This window comes from Chryseobacterium sp. (assembly GCF_019236175.1).
In the GTDB taxonomy this organism is placed as follows: domain Bacteria; phylum Bacteroidota; class Bacteroidia; order Flavobacteriales; family Weeksellaceae; genus Chryseobacterium.
In genome coordinates this window covers 330,531-350,287 of the sequence record NZ_JAFAJM010000005.1, presented here as the reverse complement: position 1 = coordinate 350,287, position 19,757 = coordinate 330,531, and the positions used below count along the sequence as shown (strand labels likewise).

The following is a 19,757-nucleotide window of genomic DNA, read 5'->3' as shown; positions in this document are numbered from 1 at the left end:
TTCCCATTCCGAACACAGAAGTTAAGCCCACCAGCGCCGATGGTACTGCTAACGCGGGAGAGTAGGCCGCCGCCAGTTTTTATTTTATTTTTAAAAATCCTTTATCTTTATGATAAAGGATTTTTTTTTGCTTTATACTTGCCGTACGAGACCATCTATGATTTGAACGGGCTAAAGCCCGTCCCTATTGATGGTAGCGTCGTTATTCGTCTTCATTCTTCATTCTTGGTTCTTGGTTCTTGGTTCTTTTCTCATATTTAGCCCCGATAGAAACGGTTACCCCGCAGCAGGGGAAAGGAAAGTGGAGGCAGTAAGCATTGGAAAGCTAGGATGCGAGGAGTAGAAGTGGATAGCGGGAAATAGCTCCTGAAAGATATTCCCTGTATAAATAGGCTTTTAGTCAAATAAAATCAATAAGTTTGTATTAGTTTTCCAAATATAATTACAATGTCAGGAAATATTCTGATTATCGATGATGAGATCAAGCTCCTTAAATTATTAGGAATGATCCTTTCCCAAGAAAATTTTAATGTAAAAGAAGCCTCTACTGCCCGTTCTGCAATGACAATGCTGGAGCAGTATGATTTTGATGTGGTATTGAGTGATGTACGCCTTCCTGATGCTTTTGGTGTGGAACTGGTGCGGTCTGTCAAAACGAAATATCCGCATCTGGAAGTTATTCTGATGACCGCATTTGGTAATATAACGGATGCTGTTCAGGCAATGAAAAACGGTGCATATGATTATCTTGTAAAAGGGGATGATAATGACAAAATAATTCCGCTGGTATATAAGGCACTGGATAAGGTGAAAGATAACAAGTCCAGAGTTGTTCCACAGGTTTGTGTAAATAAAGGATTTGGCGAGATTATCGGGATTTCTCCTCTGATTTTGCAGGCTAAAAGACTGGCTGAAAAAGTGGCTTTAACAGATGCTGCTGTATTATTAACCGGAGAAACCGGAACCGGAAAGGAAGTTTTTGCGAACGCAATTCATGAAGGAAGTGAGAGAAAGAAAAATAGTTTTGTGGCTATTAATTGTTCAGCATTTAGTAAAGAAATTCTTGAAAGTGAACTTTTTGGGCATAAACAGGGTGCTTTTACGGGAGCGTTAAAAGATAAAAAAGGTTTAATAGAGGAAGCTAATGGGGGGACATTATTTTTAGATGAGATCGGAGAGATGCCGATAGAACTTCAGGCTAAGCTGCTTAGAGTATTGGAAACCAAAGAGTTTATCAAGATGGGTGAGACTAAAGTATCAAGGTCTGATTTCAGGCTAATTGCAGCAACAAACAGAGATCTTGTAGCAGAGATAAAACAGGGAAATTTTAGAGAGGATTTGTATTTCAGGCTGAATGTTTTTGAGATCAGTCTCCCGTCTCTGCGTGAAAGAAAAGAGGATGTAAAGATGCTGGCCAAGAATTTTATAGATATATTTTCTCATAAGCTTCATTTACCTGCTATTAAGGTGGAAGCAGACTATTATAAAGCATTGGAGAAAAACGACTGGAAAGGAAATATCCGGGAACTGAGAAATGCCGTAGAACGAAGTCTGATTTTAATGGATGATCATGTTCTGAATGCAGAAAGTCTTCCTCATTATTCAGAAAAAACTGTAGCAGACAGTGATCCTTTAAGTATCAGGTCTCTGGAGAAAATTCATATCCAGAAAGTATTGGAGTATACAAAAGGGAATAAAGCAGAAGCAGCGAGGCTACTGGAAATCGGTATTGCCACCCTATACCGTAAACTGGAAGAATACGGATTAAAATAATAAATTTATCATTTTAGTAAAGAGCCTATCATTTTGATAGGCTTTTTTGTTTATATATTTTCCGTAACTTAGTATAACACTTTGTATTTCAATATTTTGATTGTATTTTGTTTTGTTTGGAATTGATTTTGGCATTTCTATTACAGATAAAATATTTAAAAATGACAATTTCAAGAAAAACGTTTAAAAAACGGGAGCATTCCACTTTGAGTTTGCTGATTGTATCACAGGTATTATTGATTCTTTTAACTTTAATAATAAAGATATGATGCTTATAAGTTTAATTCTGCTGTTTGCAGTATTGTATTGGCTTTTATATAAATCAGTTGAATTTTTTGATAGAATATAAATTATGTGGAGTTTATTTTTCCTTTCAATTCTTGCCTTTGTGTATATCTGTTATGTTTTAATGAAACCTGAAAAATTTTAATAGATCATGAATACAGAAATTTTAGGCATCGTAGCAATGTTTGCTATTACATTAGTGATCGGGATATTTTTAGGTAAATACATTGCTAATGTCTATGGATACAAAAAAACTTTTCTTGATCCTGTTTTTGGACCGGTTGAAAAGTTAATTTATAAAATCTCGGGAATTAATCCGAATCGCCAGATGAACTGGAAGCAGAATATGTATGCAATGCTTACCATTAATCTCGTTTGGTTTGTTATAGGATTTATTCTTTTACTGACTCAGGCCTGGCTTCCTTTAAATCCGGACGGAAATCCTAATATGTCACCTGATCTTGCTTTTAATACTACTATTTCATTTTTGGTGAACTGTAATTTACAGCATTATTCGGGAGAAACGGGAGTGAGTTATCTGAGTCAGCTGTATCTGATGTTTTTACAGTTTGTCACTGCAGCAACGGGTATGGCAGCAATGGCCGTCCTTTTCAAGGCATTTAAAGAAAAAACATCTACAGAGTTAGGGAACTTTTATGATTATTTTACAAAATCAATGATCAGAATTCTGGTCCCGATCAGTGTGATTGTAGCGCTTATTCTTTCCGCCAACGGAAGTCCTATGACTTTTGAAGGTAAAGATCATATTACAAGTCTGGAAGGAAGTAAAGTAGATGTATCAAGAGGTCCTGCTGCAGCTTTTATTGCAATCAAGCATTTAGGAACCAATGGTGGTGGTTTCTTCGGAGCGAACTCTGCGCATCCGCTTGAAAATCCCAATTATATCACCAATATGACGGAAATGATTACTCAGATGATTATTCCGTTTGCATTGGTATTTGCCTTAGGTTTTTATCTGAATAAGAGAAAACTTTCATGGATAATCTTCAGTGTAATGACGATAGGTTTTCTTGCCCTTGCTGTCCCTAATATTGTTAATGAGTCAGGAGGGAACCCTCTGATTACAAAAATGGGAGCTGATCATAGTCTGGGAGCGATGGAGGGTAAGGAAATCCGTTTCGGAAGTGCGGCCTCGGGCTACTGGAGTATTGCCACGACTGTGATCTCAACCGGTTCTGTCAACGCAATGCATGACAGCACTATGCCTCTTTCGGGAATGAATGAATTACTGGCCATGATGATCAACTGTTTCTATGGCGGTTGTGGTGTGGGGATTCTGAATTACTTCATATTTATTATTCTTGCTGTATTTATAAGTGGTCTGATGGTAGGACGAACCCCGGAATTTATGGGTAAAAAGATTGAAGCAAAAGAAATGAAGATTGCAATGATCGTCGCTTTGTTTCATCCGTTCCTTATTCTTGTAGGAACTGCTTTAACGGCTTATTTACCTGAGTTTGGAACTAAAACATTGAACAACCCGGGCTTTCACGGATTCAGTGAAATGCTGTATGAGTTTACTTCTTCCTCAGCGAATAACGGATCTGGTTTTGAGGGACTGGGAGATAATACTCCGTGGTGGAATATTTCAACGGGAATTGTTCTGTTGCTATCACGATTCATCCCGATTATCGGACCTGTAGCAATTGCCGGTTTACTGGCACAGAAAAAATTCATCCCGGAAAGTTCAGGAACATTAAAAACGGATACGGCTACTTTTGGCTTTATGACTCTGGCAGTCATTCTTCTGATCGCTGCACTATCTTTCTTCCCTGCATTGACATTAGGTCCTATTGCAGAGCAGATTCAATATTTTTCCAAATAAATGCGAACATTCAATTAAAATCAATAATAAACCATTAAGGAAGTTGAAATGTTGCAGGAAACCTATCTAAAACTTACTGAAACGTTCACTTATTATCCATTTATAATCCTTATCATTTTAGTTAATCTTAATGGTTGATATTGATTTCCAATGATATAAACTCTTTCAAAAAAATGAAAAATCAATCACAAACATTGTTTCAAAGAGATTTGGTAAACGAGGCTATTAAACAGTCTTTCGTAAAACTGAATCCGAAAATTATGTTTAAAAATCCAGTGATGTTTCTGGTAGAGATCGGAACCGTAGTTATGTTTATCGTCAGTATGTTTAGTTTGACGGGTGATAAAACTCAGGGTAGTTTCTCTTATAATTTTTTAGTTTTCATTATCTTATTTTTTACGGTTCTGTTTGCCAATTTTGCGGAAGCTATAGCAGAAGCAAGAGGAAAGGCACAGGCTGATACTCTTAGAAAAACCCGTGAAGAAACACCGGCTAAGCTGGTGACAGAAAATAAACAGGGATTTCAGGTAGATACTGTGCTGAAAATGTCTGCCGAAATGAAATTAGGAGATATTTTCCTCTGTGAAGCAGGAGATCAGATCCCGATGGACGGCGAGATTATCGAAGGATTAGCCACCATTGACGAATCTGCCATTACCGGAGAGAGTGCTCCTGTTATCCGCGAAGCGGGCGGAGATAAAAGTTCTGTAACCGGAGGAACAAAAGTACTTTCAGACAGAATAAAGGTAAAGGTAACCACCAAACCCGGAGAATCTTTCCTGGATAAAATGATCGCTCTTGTAGAAGGAGCATCAAGACAGAAAACACCTAACGAAATCGCATTAACAATACTGCTGGCAGGATTTACCCTGACCTTTATCATTGTTACCCTCACTTTAAAACCTTTTGCAGATTATGCGCAGACACCGATTACGATTGCAGCATTTATTTCACTTTTCGTTTGTCTTATTCCGACAACGATCGGGGGGCTGCTTTCTGCAATCGGAATTGCAGGAATGGACAGAGCTTTAAGAGCCAATGTTATTACTAAAAGTGGAAAAGCTGTAGAAACAGCAGGAGATATTGATGTTTTACTGCTTGATAAAACAGGAACAATTACCATAGGAAACCGTAAAGCAACCCAGTTCCATCCTGCAGACGGTATCCTGCTTGACGAGTTTATTAAGGCTTCTGCCTTAAGTTCCGTAGCGGACGAAACTCCGGAAGGTAAATCAATTATTGAATTGAGCCAGCTGAAATCAGAAGACTTATTGGTTCCTAATCCCACCTATATTGATTTTACGGCTGAGACCAGAACTTCAGGGATTGATTTCGAGAATACAAGAATCCGTAAAGGGGCTTATGACACGATAAAAAAACTGACTGAAAAAGCAGGAAATGCCTTTCCGAAGGAAACTCAGGACGCAGTTACCAAAATTGCTGAAAACGGGGGAACTCCGCTTGTGGTATCAGTCAATGAAAAAGTATGGGGTGTCATTGAACTTCAGGATATTATTAAAACCGGAATTCAGGAGCGTTTTCAGAGACTGAGAAAAATGGGTGTGAAAACGGTAATGGTAACCGGGGATAATCCTTTGACTGCAAAATTTATCGCTGAAAAAGCCGGAGTAGATGATTTTATTGCTGAAGCTAAACCGGAAGATAAAATGAATTATATCAAAAAAGAACAGCAGGAAGGTAAGTTGGTGGCCATGATGGGAGACGGAACCAACGATGCACCGGCTCTGGCTCAGGCAGATGTAGGAGTTGCCATGAACAGCGGAACACAGGCAGCTAAAGAAGCCGGAAATATGGTAGATCTGGATAATGATCCTACCAAACTGATAGAGATCGTAGAAATCGGGAAACAGCTTCTGATGACCCGTGGAACTTTAACTACTTTCAGTATTGCCAATGATGTGGCCAAGTATTTTGCCATTATTCCGGCCCTGTTTATCACATTTATTCCCTCCCTTCAAAAGCTGAATATCATGAATCTTCATAGCCCTGAAACAGCCATTTTGTCTGCTGTTATCTTTAATGCCGTGATTATTCCTTTCCTGATTCCGTTAGCTTTAAAAGGAGTGGCCTATAAGCCGATAGGAGCAAGTGCATTATTGAGACGAAATCTTTTGATTTACGGGTTGGGCGGTGTTATTGTTCCGTTCATAGGAATCAAAATCATTGATCTGGTGATTAGTTTATTCTATTAAAATTTAAAAAATGAAAAATCATATTGTTTCAGCATTCAGACTGACTTTTGTAATGCTGGTTATTGTAGGGATTTATTTGATCATCGTATATGGCGGTTCAAAAGTTTTGCCTACTCAGGGAAATGCCGAGATTATTAATTATAAAGGGCAGAAATTCTATGCAAATATCGGGCAGGAATTTAAATCCAATCAGTATTTCCATGGTCGCCCTTCCTCTGTAAATTATAATGCAGCCGGAAGTGGAGGAAGTAATAAAGGACCAAGTAATAAAGAATATCTGGAAATCGTACAGAAAAGAATAGATACATTACGATTACAAAACCCGGACATGAGAAGTACTAAAGTTCCCGTAGAGCTGGTTACGGCAAGCGGAAGCGGCCTTGATCCGGATATTTCTCAGGAAGGAGCTTTATATCAGGTAAAAAGAATTGCCAGACTAAGAAATCTTTCAGAAGATCAAATCAAAAACTTAATTACTACACAGACTGAAAAACCTTTTTTAGGACTTTTCGGACCTTCAAAAGTAAATGTACTGAAGCTTAACATCGCTTTGGATCAATTAAAATAGTTCAATTCAGTACATAGCAGAATAGGTGAAATTCTGAAGATAAGATTAAACCATTAGGAAAATTGAAAAAATGAAACCGGGATAAAAAATCCACGGCTTTTAAAGTCATATCATTCTGTTTTTGTTAATGGTTTAAAATAAATCAACGGCTAGTCTGCATATCGTGTACTCAGATAATTCAAAATCAACGTGAAAAAATATCTATTTATAAGTGCTGTATTGGGAATATTTTTAGCCAGAGCACAGTCAGCAGACTCATTAAAAACAAATCATAAAGTTACCTTTTCTGCATACGCAGAGCTTTTTTATACTTATGATTTTAATGATCCTACCGATCATTTGCGACAAAATTTTTTATATTCATATAACAGGCACAATGAAGTGAATCTTAATCTGGGACTTGTAAAAGCTTTTTATCAGACAGAAAATCTTCGGGCTAATTTAGCCTTAATGGCCGGAGCATATGCACAGGATAATATGGCGGCAGAGCAGGACGGACTGAGATATGTGAATGAAGCGAATATAGGTCTCAAAATTTCTAAAAATAAAAACTTATGGATTGACGCAGGGATCATGCCTTCTCATATTGGCTGGGAAAGTGCTATAGGAAAAGATAATATGAACCTGACGAGAAGTCTGGCAGCAGAAAATTCGCCTTATTTTGAAACGGGAGCTAAGATTTCTTATACCTCGGATAACGGGAAATGGTTTTTGAGCGGTTTGATTTTAAACGGATGGCAACGTATCGCAAAACCTGAAGGAAACCAAAGTATTTCTTTCGGACATCAGGTTACCTATAAGCCAAATGATAAAATTACCCTGAACAGTAGCTCGTTTATCGGAAATGATAAAGTGAAAAAAGACAAGAGAATGCGCTACTTCCATGATTTGTACGGAAGTTTTCAGCTGACAGATCAATTCTCTGCATTATTGGGATTTGATATAGGAGCTGAACAGAAATTGAAAGGAAGTGACCAATATAATATCTGGTATAGCCCAAATCTTCAAATGAAATATCAGATAGACGGTAAATGGGCCTTAGCAGGACGTTTAGAATATTATAATGATAAAAACGGAGTCATTATCAATACGGGAACTCCAAATGGATTTCAGACTTTTGGCTATTCTCTGAATATAGATTATGCCGTTTTAAAAAATGTAGTGTTCCGCACAGAGGCCAGAGGATTTACCTCGAAAGATGCCATTTTTGTGAAGAACGGAGATTTCAGGCAGGGAAATTTCTTTTTAACGACAAGTCTGGCTGTCTGGTTTTAAATGAGAGTCCGGTGTTGGTGAGGATAGCAGCTATCCATTTATATATCAATAGAAGTGGGCTTTGGCTCACTTATGTAATTTAGATTTTTCTTGTCTCTCACAAATATTGCATCAACCCAATCAGAAGAATTGTGGTTCTACAAAAATTATAATAACTTAATACTGTAAAAACGAATCATCAAATGTCATCTGCAAAACATTTTTTAGAACTGATCCAGAAATCCCGGAAAGGAAAATTTAAAATCTATATCGGGATGAGTGCGGGTGTGGGAAAAACTTTCCGGATGCTTCAGGAAGCACATTCTCTTTTACGAAACGGAATTGATGTAAAGGTAGGTTATATTGAGACCCATGGCAGGGAAGAAACTCAGGCTCTGGCAGAAGGAATTCCTGAAATCGCAAGGAAATCAGTTTTTTATAAAGGTAAAAATCTGGAGGAAATGGATCTTCAGGCAATTATCAATGAACATCCTGAAGTGGTACTTGTGGATGAACTGGCACATACCAATGTAGAGGGGTCTAAAAATAAAAAAAGATGGCAGGATGTTCTGGAAATTCTGGATAACGGGATTAATGTAATCAGTGCCATGAATATCCAGCATATTGAAAGTCTGAACGAAGAAGTAAAAAAAATCACAGGAATTGAAGTAGCAGAAAGAGTACCGGATAAAATTCTGGCACTGGCTGATGAAGTGGTGAATATTGATTTAACAGCAGATGAATTGCTGACCCGTCTGAAGGAAGGGAAAATCTATAAAAAAGAAAAGATTCAGACTGCATTAAGTAATTTCTTTCAGAGCGGACATATTCTGCAGCTTCGTGAACTGGCATTAAAAGAAGTAGCCACCCATGTTGAAAGAAAGGTGGAAACGGAAATCAAGACCGAAAATTTTAAACCGATAAAATTTTTAGCCTGTATCAGCAGTAATGAGAAAATAGCAAAAACCATTATCAGGAAAACGGCAAGGCTGGCCAGCTATTATAATAGCCCGTGGATTGTTTTATATATTCAGAAACCATCGGAAAATCCTGAAAAAATAGCATTGGATAAGCAGCGCTATCTGATTAATAATTTTAATTTAGCACAGGAATTAGGGGCGAAAGTAGTCCGGATTAAGGACAGCAGTGTTCATAATGGAATTTTAGAATATGTGATTGCCCATAATATTACAACGGTTTGCATGGGAAAACCTCACGCAAAGTTCTGGCAGCGGTTATTCGGTTACAGCTGGATTTATTCGCTCATGAACGGATTGAACGAAAGGCAGGTAGATATTATTATATTATCTTAAAAGCAATGAAACTTAAAACAAAGCTCACCCTGGGGGTAGGACTCTTATTTTTACTGATCGTTCTTCTTTCGGTGATAGGATCTGTATATATCAATAAATTAAAATCCGATACGGAGAAAATCCTTACGGCCAATTATAACAGTCTGGAGTTTTCCAAAAATATGCTCCTTGCTCTGGATAATATTGATACAGACAGTGCTGTAGCGGTAAAAGATTTTCAGAAAAATAATAAACAGCAGGAAAAAAATCTTACTGAATTTGGAGAAAGAGAAGCTACCCAGAATCTGAATCTGCATTTCAACAGCTATCTAAAAGGTGCTACCCGTGAAAAAGAAAAACTGATCCGCGAAGATCTGGCCAAAATTATGTCTTTAAATATGAAAGGCATTGAACGGAAAAGTGATATCGCCATTATTACAGCTGAAAATGCAACTTTCTGGATCGTCAGTTTAGGAACGGTATGCTTCCTGATCGCATTTACTTTACTTTTTAATCTCCCGCAGACGATTGCCGAGCCGATCAATCAGTTAACCTTTAGCATCAGACAGATTGCGAACAAAAATTATAGCGAAAGGGTCCATTTTAAAGGAAGCGAAGAATTTAACAGCCTCGCAGAGTCCTTTAATGTGATGGCTGAAAAGCTTCAGGAGTATGAAAGCAGCAGCCTTTCCAGGCAGCTTATGGAGAAAAAAAGAATTGAAACCCTGGTGAATAATATGCATGATGCAGTTATTGGTCTGGATGAAAACCATTACATCTATATGATTAATGATGAGGCTCTGAAAATTACCAATCTTCATAAAGAAGAAATTATTGGAAAGACAGCTCATGAAGTAGCCGTAAACAATGATTTGATGCGTGAGCTGCTTAAGAATATTGACCATCCGGTGAAAGATCCCATTAAAATTGTCCGGGATAATAAAGAGAATTACTTTGAACAGGATATTATCCCGATCAATATTGCAAAAACAGGTGAAAAAGAAAAAAAATATATCGGAAAAGTTATTCTATTACGAAATATTACCCCTTTCAAGGAACTTGATTTTGCAAAGACCAATTTCATTGCTACCATTTCCCATGAATTGAAAACTCCTATCTCAGCTATAAAAATGGGAGTTCAGCTGCTGGGAAATCAAAAATTCGGGGAATTGAATGATCAGCAGAAAGAACTGCTTAAGAGTATCAATGAAGACGGGCAGCGTCTGCTGGATATTACCGGAGAACTGCTTAACCTTTCGCAGGTGGAGTCCGGAAATATCCGGTTAACTGTTGACAAATGCTCTCCAGCAGATATTGTTCAGACTGCAATGAAGAATGTTGAAAAACTGGCAGAGCAGAAGAATATTACCATTGCTGCTGAGTATCATCTGGAGGAAAATGATCTGGTAACTGCCGATTTTGATAAAACGGTCTGGGTAATGAATAATTTCCTTACGAATGCAGTGAAACATTCATTCCAGGATGAAGTAATCCGGATTTCGGTGGAAAAAAAAGACTCCTTTATCCAGTTCAGCATTACGGATACGGGAAGCGGAATTGATGAAAAATACCACCGTCAGATTTTTGACCGCTATTTTCAGGTTCCGGGAGAACACCAGAACGGGACAGGGCTTGGATTGGCTATTTCAAAGAATTTTATTGAAAAACAAAATGGCGAAATAGGAGTAAGAAGCTCCCTGAACCATGGAAGTACTTTTTATTTCAGATTGCCTGTCGCCTAAAGTTTTACTTTTCGATACAATATACTCTCTCAACCGGCGTTTGAGTGTTAAATCCATTATTATATTGGTTAATGACAGAATTATGATTCATATTCTGTTAAATAAGAAATAAAAGGTGGGTTACGTTAAGAATTATATAAATAAAATTTCTAAATTTGAATGAAATTCACATAAGACGCGTATGTCAGATTTAAAAACTGATCTTATTGGCCGAAAGCGAGATATAAAGGAACGGCTAAAAGAAAAGTAATCAACAAAAGACATATCGGCTTATATTGCCCCTTTTAATTTTTGTTAACTTAAAATTGAACAATGAAAAAAACTTTACCTTTATTAGCATCATTATTTTTTGTCTTATTAGGTATTCAGGTATCAGCTCAGACTTTCACATTAGAAAAACTGGCAGAATATAATAAAATCAGTATGCCTGAATTTAAAAATGAAATGAAGAAGATTAATTATAAATTTCATGATAAAACAGAAAGTGCTGAATTTAATCTGAATGAATATGAAAGTGCGGATTATAAATTTAAAATCGGAAAATTTGTTTATTCAAAAGATAAATCACAGGATAGAATCGAATGTGAATTTCCTGAACAGAGAGATTATCATAAATATCTTTCAGCGGTAATAGGCGCAGGCTATAAAGAAACCGGAACCGGAAAGATTATTACGAAAGAACCTTATGTAGATTATTATAAAGGAAAGCAACACATCAGATTTATTCTGCCTAAAGAGAATCAGAACGGCCCTTACAGTGTTCTGGTTTTTAAATAAACTGAGATTCACTTACGAGATAAAAAAGGCTGCGAAAATATTTTCGCAGCCTTTTTATATTGGTATAATCCTTCGTTAGTCTTTGATAAACTTCTGAACAGTTGTTTGCCCTTTAGTGAATATCTTAATGATATAGTTTCCTTTAGGCAGGCTGGAAACATTCATTGAATTTCCATGAGCTCCCATAGAAGTCAGAATTCTTCCGGACAGATCATAGATTTCAGCTTTGATCACTTCATCTTTGGACTGAACGTTCAGAACTTCTTTGACCGGATTAGGATAAACACGAACTGTACCAGTGTTGTTTTTAGTTTCTTTAGTTGCCAGATTATTTTCAGTCTGGATAGCCGTCGTATACGTATTGGTGATAATCGGATGATTATAATCAAAATAGATATTGGCCGTATTGCTGAAGCTGTCTCCCGGCGTTAATGTAGATTTTGTTTTAATTTTAAAAGAAACATATCCGTCATTATGCATATCATCAAAAGGAAGCTGGATATTTTCAAAGATAAATTCTACCGTATTAGGATTGCTTATTCTTGTTACAAAAGTATGGCTTCCTGTAAGTGGTACCAGACTGGATAAATCAAATTTCGAAGCATCAATAATATCTTTTACTACGATATTCTGGGCATTTGCCGTTCCCGTATTTTCAAATCGGATCAGATAATGTACATAATCACCTACTTTAGCCTGATTGATGGAAGGCCCTTCAAGACAGGTCTTGTCATTAGGATCAAAAGCATTGACAACAACCTGATTCAGGGTAAACAGATTATCCGCAGGTGTATCGTCCGGAGCTCCGTTGATCTGTGCTGTGTAATGAAGTATATCTCCACCGTTTAAAGGCGGTGTCTGGGTAGGTGTATTTAAAGTGAATACCGCTTTAATTTCTCTGGTTTCAAACGGAAGGAGATTGGCGAAATTCCAGGTCAGATTTCCCGTTGACTGCGAATTTGGAGTTACAGTAGCATTCAGGAAATTCATCAGGCTGTCATCAAAATCAAAAGTCAGCGTTCCGGATTGTGTAGTTGTTCCTTTATTTTTGAAAACAATTTTATACCCTGTATCAAATCCCGGTACTGCCGCTCTTACCGGTACGATCACTACTTCAAGATCAGGATGGGTACCGTTGGCCGACATACAGAAATTCTGAGTCATAGGGCTGGTCTGAAGTGGAAAATTAACCGCTATACTTGCTGGCGAAATAGTAAAATAAGCAGGATTGTCAACAACCGGAGTAATTGTGTGAGGACCGGAATTTATCGGAATAGAATAATTTCCTGAATGATCAGAAATAAGACTTCCTGAAGTTCCGATACCTGTAATGGTAAATTTCTGAAATGCTTTGTTGATATCAGTAGGATCACAGCCGTTATTGTCGACATCATATTTGGTATTCCCGTTAACATTATATACAGTACCTCCGGGAGTGAACGAACAATATGAATTCACTACCACATTGTTGTATCCGAATAAAGCATTAGCATTGAGAATCGAGTTGATTTCGCCTTCATCACAACAGATATAGCTTAAATTAGGATTGTTGTCATAGAGGCCGCCACCACCCACTAAACCATTTTTTATAAACATGGTTTGGAGGTTATTATAACTTAAACCGGGCGTTGATAAAAGAGGATTATGTGAAATATCAATAGTCGTCAGATGATTATTGCCCATTCCAAGGGTAACTAACTGTGGGGAGTGAGAAAGATCTATGCTTGTAAATTGATTGCCGGAGAGATATAAAGTACCTAAGACCGGCGACTGGCTTAAATCTATTGTGGATAAATTATTATTCATCGCTTCGATGTATTTAAGCTTTGGCGTATTCTGCAGTGAAAGTGAGGTAAGCTGGCAACCATCAGTATTCAGTGTCTGAAGTTTGGTGAGGTTATTCAGATTAAGACTGGTAAGCGGATTTTCATAAATATGCAACGTTGTAAGATTAACCAGTGAGCTCAGATCGATGGTGTTTATATGATTATTCGAACACAGAAAAGTATGTATTCCTGTACTTCCGCTGAAATTGAACGTCTGTATTTTTCCTCCCGAACTGTTGACATTGCCTAAACTAGGGAGATTCGAAATATCAAGATGAACAATATTCGCGTTTCTGACACTGATGTTATTCAGAAGATCACAATTTGAAAAATTGGCGGAAGACATTGATGTATTATTGTCAAAGGAAACCAGCCTCAGCTTAGACATCCCGCTTACATCCACGGAAGAAAGATTCGGACAGTCCGAAACCGTAAGATACTTCAGGTTGATAAAGGATTTTATTCCTTCTATGGACTGAATTGGAAATTGAATTCCGTTGGGACCGTTGGAAACATACAGAGAAATGGTAGTAATAGCTTCCGCTTCAGATACCTGGATTTCACCGTCATTGTTGGTATCAATGGAAACATATGCGCTGCCGGTACCCTGAGCGATCTGATTGGCCGGACTTGCAGAAAGAAGTTTGGCCTTGAAATAAGGATCCGGGATATTAACAATCTGTGCACCGAGAGATATTTGTGCCAGGAGCAGCACAAAAAGATAAATGTTTTTCATGGTTTAGTGATGTTTAGTTTTTTGTAAATGTATGAAAAATATTTACTGTTTTGTATTTATTTCATTAAAATATCAACATTTGTTTAATAGATGTTTTAAATTTTACTATTGTTGTTAAGGGTCTTATTTTGTTAGATTATAAAAAAGCCTTGAATTTTCAAGGCTTCAGCTCTATTGCAGATTGTATTGTTTATATGATGATTTCTGAAAAAAATGATGATTGTCAATCAGATCAGAGATAAAAAAGTAGCGGAAGTATTTTCACCGCTTTTTTATAGGAATCTTCTTCCGTTAGTTTTTGATAAACTTCTGAACGGAGGTTTGTCCTTTCGTGAATATCTTAATAATATAGCTTCCTTTAGCAAGGGTAGAAACCTGTATTGAATTTCCCTGTAATCCTGCAGAAGATACAATTCTTCCGGAAGCATCGTAGATTTCAGCTTTAATTACTTCCTCTTTAGACTGAACGAAAAGGACATCTTTTACCGGATTAGGGTAAACAAGTATTGTGTTATTATTATTTTTAGTCTCCTGGATAGCCAGATTACTTCCGGTCTGAATAGTCGTAATGTAAGTATCGGTAACAATCGGATGGTTGTAATCAAAATAAATACTGGCCGTATTGCTGAAACTGCCTCCCACTGTTAATGTAGATTTTGTTTTAATTTTAAAGGCAATATAACCGTCATTATGCATATCGTCAAAAGGCAGCTGAATATTTTCAAAGATAAATTCTACAGCATTCGGATTGGTTATTCTTGTTATAAAACTATGACTGCTGCTCAATGGAATTAAAGAAGAAAGATCAAATTTTGAAGTGTCTATGATATCTTTTACGACAATATTCTGGGCGTTGGCCGTTCCGGTATTTTCAAATCGGATCAGGTAATGTACATAATCACCCACCTGAGTTTGTGAAATAGAGGTTCCTTCTAAACATGTTTTATCATTAGGATCAAAAGAGTTGACTACTGTCTGATGTAATGCGAAGTTATTATCTGCAGGTGTTTCATCTGTGGCTCCGTTGATCTGTGCTGTGTAATGTAAAATATCACCGCTGTTTAAAGAAGGAGTTTGTGTTGGTGAGTTTAATTTTAATGTAACGGTGATTTCTCTGGTTTCGAAAGGAAGAAGACCTGTAAAATTCCAGCTCACACCTGCTGTTGACTGGGAGTTAGGAGGTAGTGTTGCATTTTGATAACTCGCCAAAGCAGTATTGAAATTGAATGTAATATTTCCTGATTGTGTATTTGTACCTTTATTTTTGTATATGATTTTGTACTGGGCATTAAAACCTGGAGCTGCTGAGGTTAAAGGAATAATAATGGCTTCCAGATCGTTGTGAATGCCATTGGGAGCCATGCAGAGATTTTGAGTATACGGGCTCATTTGCTGAGGAAAATTAAGCATAAAGCTTGCCGGTGAAATCGTAAAATACACAGGATTCTCAAGGACAGGCGTGACTAGGTATGTACCAGCCTGGACCGGAATACTGTAGTTACCGGAAGCATTGGCGATCACACTTCCGGTTATGCCCCCTCCTGTTATCGTAAATTTCTGAAATGCTTTATCAGGATCATTCGTAGTGCATCCGTTATTATCAATATCTACTTTTACATTTCCCAGAATTTTATAAAAGCTTCCTCCCGGCACAAAGGAACAATAAGAATTAATTTCAGTATTGTTATTGTAGGCGATGTTATAAACATTGAAGCTGTCTATTTCATTTTCATCACAACAAAGATGTTTCAGAGCGGTATTAGGAAATAAAAAGGTAGTGTTGGGAGTTTGCAGGACGCCATTCTTTATTGATATTCTCTGCAGGTTGGGATTGTAGTTGCATTGAAGGTATTCCAGGGTTTTATTATTGGAAAAATCAAGCTCTGTAAACAGGTTGTTTGTGCATTCCAGGGTCATTATATTGGTCAGCATGCCTGTATCCAGACCTGATAGTTTATTATTACTGCATAATAACGTTTTAATATGAGTAGAGGTTGAGAGATCAAGCTGGGTAAGCTGATTAGAGGTAAGATATAAATACCAGAGATTAGGCAGGTTATTGACGTTGATACTGGTGAGCTTATTGTTTCTGCCGTCAAAATATCCAAGATAATGCAGACTACTTAAATTGATAGAAGTAAGATTATTGTTGGAAAGATTAAACATATAGATTGAACTGGCATTGTTAAAGCTTACAGAAGAGAGTTTTGAAGACTCCAGGCTCGCCACTGAAAGAGAAGTGCAACCGTCCAATATGGCAGATTGAAATTCATTGTTCATGCAGTCCAGTGTCTGGAGACCTGTAAGATCGGTCAAATCAAGATGCACCAGTCCTGTATTCTTTATTGTCAGTTTATTAAGATGCAGAGAACCGCTCAGGCTAAGCTGTGACAGTAATGGCGTGCCGCTGATCGAAAGATCTTCCAGCAATGGCATATTACTTCCGTTGATGGTTTGAACATTAGAATATGAGATATATGCTTTTTTAAGAGCGGGAGTGCCCTGTAAGTTTATCGTTTGAAAATTGTCTCCTCCCGTGAACAGATTGGCTAGGGAATTACTGACGAGCGCTAAGGTCGTAAAATTGTTACCATAGATCTGAATGGTTGTAAGAAGAGGACAGTTGAGAAGATTGATGGCAGTCAGCTGGTTACCATCAATGTTCAGGAACTCAAGAACAGGAAAGCCTAAATTAAATGAAGTTAAATTATTTCCGGAAAGAACAAGCTCTTTCAGATTTGAAAAAGAATCAAGTCCGGAGACATTGGAAACGTCAGCATTCTCAATCCTTAATTTGTATACGGCAAGGGCTTCTGAAACCTGAATTTCATTGTCATTATTGGCATCTATTTTAATGCTGTTTCCGGCTTGGTCGACAGCAAAATAATTGGAAGTACTGGAGGAAAGAAGTTTATTTTTGAGATTGTTATCCGGAATGCTAATGATTTGCGCATGAAATACAGAAATAACAGTCAATAATAAAACTGAGTAGAATTTTTTCATGGATTAGTTTGTTTTGGTTTATTTTTTTCTTTAAAAAATGCAAAAATAAACCATTGAGGCTATTTCTCAATGGTTTATTTAATATATGTTAAAAAATATTTACTATTTCTCAATAAGATCCAGAAACTGTTGCTCATCCAGAATGATAATCGTTCCGATATCCTGCGCTTTTTTCAGCTTACTTCCTGCTTTTTCTCCTACCACAAGATAATTAAGATTTTTAGAAACCGCAGAAATGTTTTTTCCGCCATGTTTTTCCACCATTTCCTCTGCCTGTTCTCTGGTAAATAAAGACAGTTTCCCGGTAAACAGAAATGCTTTTCCCACAAGAATATCGGATAAAACTTCGCTGGTGCTTTCCCCTTTCTCAAGTTGTACCCCATAAGACTTTAAACGTTCAATCATCAGTACGTTTTCAGAATTATTGAAGAATTCAACAATGCTTACCGCAATTTTAACTCCGATATCTTCTACCTGACAAAGCTCTTCTACAGAAGCATTTTTCAATTCTTCTATAGTTGGAAAATTCTTTACCAGTTTTTTGGCAACGGTTTCTCCCACATGTTTGATCCCGATTCCGTACAATACTTTTTCAAAAGGAATCTCTTTTGATTTTTCAATTCCTGTTATAATATTCTGTGCCGATTTTTCTGCCATTCTTTCCAGCGGAAGAAGCTGTTCTTTTGTTAAAACATAAAAATCCGCAGGGTTCTCAATTAATTTTTCTCTGTAAAGCTGTTCAATGGTCTCACTTCCCAGATTTTCAATATTCAGTGCTTTTCTGGACACATAATGAATCATTCTTCCTACTACCTGAGGCGGACAGTGAAGTTCATTGGGGCAGAAATGAATCGCCTGATCTTCAATTTTTACCAGCTCCGTTCCACATTCAGGACAGTGTTTGATGTATTCTATTTCTTTGCTCTCTTCCGTTCTTTTGTCTGTATTCACACCGACAATTTTTGGAATGATTTCACCGCCTTTTTCCACATATACAAAATCATGTTCATGAAGATCCAGCTTTTTGATGATATCTTCGTTGTGAAGAGAAGCTCTTTTTACGATGGTTCCGGCCAGTAAAACAGGTTTAAGGTTCGCAACCGGCGTAATAGCTCCTGTTCTTCCCACCTGATATGAAACGCTTTGAAGTTCCGTTTCTACTTTTTCAGCCTTGAATTTATAAGCCATTGCCCAACGGGGAGATTTTGCTGTATATCCAAGTTGCCTTTGCTGTTGCAGAGAATTTACTTTTAAAACAATTCCGTCGATCTCGAAAGGCAGGTTGTGACGTTCCGTATCCCAGAAGGTAATAAATTCCTTTACTTCATCAAGGGTGGTGCATAATTGAGCCTGCTGAGACGTTTTGAATCCCCAGCTTTGGGCCTTTTGCAGCAATTCCCAATGCGTTTCAGTCGGAACATCTTCAGCAATGAACTGATACAATACAGAAGATAAACCTCGTTTTCTTACCTCAGCACTGTCCTGCATTTTCAAACTTCCGCTTGCCGTATTTCTTGGATTCATGAACGGGTCAAATCCTTCTTCCTCACGCAGTTTATTAAGTTTATCAAAATTCTTTCTTGTTAAATAAATTTCTCCGCGCATAAAGAATTGAGAAGGAAAATCACCTTTCAGAGTCAGTGGAATGTCTGAAATGGTACGGACATTCGGAGTGATTTCATCCCCCTGGAAGCCGTCTCCTCTGGTTACTGCCTGTGTCAGTTTTCCGTTTTCATAAAGAATGGAAATAGAGGCCCCGTCATATTTAAGTTCCGCTACAAATTCTACCGGATCATTGATTGTTTTGATGATTCTTTTTTCCCAGTCTTCCAGATCGTCAAAATCATAGGAATTATCCAGTGAATACATTCTGAATTTATGTTGAATGGTTGGGAAAACTTTTGTGATTCCGCCTCCTACACGTACGGTCGGAGAGTTTTCATCATAAAATTCCGGATGTTTGGCTTCCAGATCCTGAAGCTCCTGCAGGAGCATATCAAAATCAAAATCTGAAATAGTAGGAGTATCCAGAAGATAATAGTTTTCATTATGCTGATGGAGCTCTTTACGGAGCTGTTCTATCTTTTGTTGAATGGTTTCAGACATTGCAGTTCTATCTTTTAAGCAAAAATAACTAAAAGTAATGTGAAATTCGGCATGAAAATCTTAAAACACTTAGAATACGAATGGGATTTCTATAAACATTTTTCAGACTGCCTTCACGCACAAAGCCATTTTATTTAGCGGGATGTCATAAGTTTTTTAGCTAAGTTTTAATAATCTTTATGAACTTATAGACTATGCGATCAAAAAAAGATTTTGCAAACCCGTTTATTTAAAAAATAACAGAATTAAACTATGTATGAACATTAATAATTGGTAATATATCGCAACTGTATGATTTTGTGTGGGATATTTTGAGCGTTTAGAATAAATTAACAT

12 protein-coding genes are annotated in these 19,757 nt (G+C 37.2%); 9 read left to right on the top strand and 3 right to left on the bottom strand.

Going from position 1 to position 19,757, the window contains the following annotated elements; translation table 11 throughout:
• The 9 genes from JO178_RS05765 to JO178_RS05725 form a co-directional block, all read left to right on the top strand.
• A partial coding sequence (locus JO178_RS05765; protein WP_291932979.1) for a hypothetical protein occupies nt 1–261 on the top strand: 261 nt, incomplete at its 5' end.
• A 186-nt stretch (nt 262–447) separates the two neighbouring features.
• On the top strand, nt 448–1,773 hold the full coding sequence (locus JO178_RS05760; protein ID WP_291932977.1) for a sigma-54 dependent transcriptional regulator: 1,326 nt from the start codon (nt 448–450) through the stop codon (nt 1,771–1,773).
• A gap of 436 nt (nt 1,774–2,209) precedes the next feature.
• Nucleotides 2,210–3,904 (top strand): potassium-transporting ATPase subunit KdpA, encoded by a 1,695-nt coding sequence (gene kdpA, locus JO178_RS05755; protein WP_291932975.1) that lies wholly within the window; start codon nt 2,210–2,212, stop codon nt 3,902–3,904.
• Between the two features lie 173 nt (nt 3,905–4,077).
• The gene (gene kdpB / locus JO178_RS05750; RefSeq protein WP_291932973.1) at nt 4,078–6,117 is read left to right on the top strand and encodes a potassium-transporting ATPase subunit KdpB; all 2,040 of its coding nucleotides are present in this window, start codon (nt 4,078–4,080) and stop codon (nt 6,115–6,117) included.
• 10 nt (nt 6,118–6,127) lie between these two features.
• Complete coding sequence (kdpC, locus tag JO178_RS05745) at nt 6,128–6,685, top strand: potassium-transporting ATPase subunit KdpC (RefSeq protein WP_291932972.1); 558 nt, start codon at nt 6,128–6,130, stop codon at nt 6,683–6,685.
• A 189-nt stretch (nt 6,686–6,874) separates the two neighbouring features.
• Nucleotides 6,875–7,960, top strand: coding sequence for a porin (locus JO178_RS05740; RefSeq protein WP_291932971.1), 1,086 nt, complete (start codon nt 6,875–6,877; stop codon nt 7,958–7,960).
• Nucleotides 7,961–8,142: 182 nt separating this feature from the next.
• The gene (locus JO178_RS05735; RefSeq protein ID WP_291932969.1) at nt 8,143–9,252 is read left to right on the top strand and encodes a sensor protein KdpD; all 1,110 of its coding nucleotides are present in this window, start codon (nt 8,143–8,145) and stop codon (nt 9,250–9,252) included.
• A 5-nt stretch (nt 9,253–9,257) separates the two neighbouring features.
• Nucleotides 9,258–10,973: an ATP-binding protein gene (locus JO178_RS05730; protein ID WP_291932967.1), complete on the top strand. Its 1,716-nt coding sequence runs from the start codon at nt 9,258–9,260 to the stop codon at nt 10,971–10,973.
• A gap of 312 nt (nt 10,974–11,285) precedes the next feature.
• A complete protein-coding gene (locus JO178_RS05725; RefSeq protein WP_291932966.1) occupies nt 11,286–11,750 on the top strand; it encodes a hypothetical protein in 465 nt (154 codons plus the stop codon).
• A 75-nt stretch (nt 11,751–11,825) separates the two neighbouring features.
• Here the strand turns inward: JO178_RS05725 and JO178_RS05720 are convergent, their stop codons facing one another.
• The 3 genes from JO178_RS05720 to ligA form a co-directional block, all read right to left on the bottom strand.
• The gene (locus JO178_RS05720; RefSeq protein ID WP_291932964.1) at nt 11,826–14,312 is read right to left on the bottom strand and encodes a T9SS type A sorting domain-containing protein; all 2,487 of its coding nucleotides are present in this window, start codon (nt 14,310–14,312) and stop codon (nt 11,826–11,828) included.
• A gap of 291 nt (nt 14,313–14,603) precedes the next feature.
• Complete coding sequence (locus JO178_RS05715; protein WP_291932962.1) at nt 14,604–17,315, bottom strand: T9SS type A sorting domain-containing protein; 2,712 nt, start codon at nt 17,313–17,315, stop codon at nt 14,604–14,606.
• Nucleotides 17,316–17,417: 102 nt separating this feature from the next.
• Complete coding sequence (ligA, locus tag JO178_RS05710; RefSeq protein ID WP_291932961.1) at nt 17,418–19,421, bottom strand: NAD-dependent DNA ligase LigA; 2,004 nt, start codon at nt 19,419–19,421, stop codon at nt 17,418–17,420.
• Nucleotides 19,422–19,757 lie beyond the last annotated feature (336 nt).

Excerpts from the sequence above, each read along its gene's own strand:
- JO178_RS05760 (WP_291932977.1), top strand. The coding sequence starts at position 448 with ATGTCAGGAAATATTCTGATTATCGATGATGAGATCAAGCTCCTTAAA.
- kdpA (WP_291932975.1), top strand. The coding sequence starts at position 2,210 with ATGAATACAGAAATTTTAGGCATCGTAGCAATGTTTGCTATTACATTA.
- kdpB (WP_291932973.1), top strand. The coding sequence starts at position 4,078 with ATGAAAAATCAATCACAAACATTGTTTCAAAGAGATTTGGTAAACGAG.
- kdpC (WP_291932972.1), top strand. The coding sequence starts at position 6,128 with ATGAAAAATCATATTGTTTCAGCATTCAGACTGACTTTTGTAATGCTG.
- JO178_RS05735 (WP_291932969.1), top strand. The coding sequence starts at position 8,143 with ATGTCATCTGCAAAACATTTTTTAGAACTGATCCAGAAATCCCGGAAA.
- JO178_RS05730 (WP_291932967.1), top strand. The coding sequence starts at position 9,258 with ATGAAACTTAAAACAAAGCTCACCCTGGGGGTAGGACTCTTATTTTTA.
- JO178_RS05725 (WP_291932966.1), top strand. The coding sequence starts at position 11,286 with ATGAAAAAAACTTTACCTTTATTAGCATCATTATTTTTTGTCTTATTA.
- JO178_RS05720 (WP_291932964.1), bottom strand. The coding sequence starts at position 14,312 with ATGAAAAACATTTATCTTTTTGTGCTGCTCCTGGCACAAATATCTCTC.
- JO178_RS05715 (WP_291932962.1), bottom strand. The coding sequence starts at position 17,315 with ATGAAAAAATTCTACTCAGTTTTATTATTGACTGTTATTTCTGTATTT.
- ligA (WP_291932961.1), bottom strand. The coding sequence starts at position 19,421 with ATGTCTGAAACCATTCAACAAAAGATAGAACAGCTCCGTAAAGAGCTC.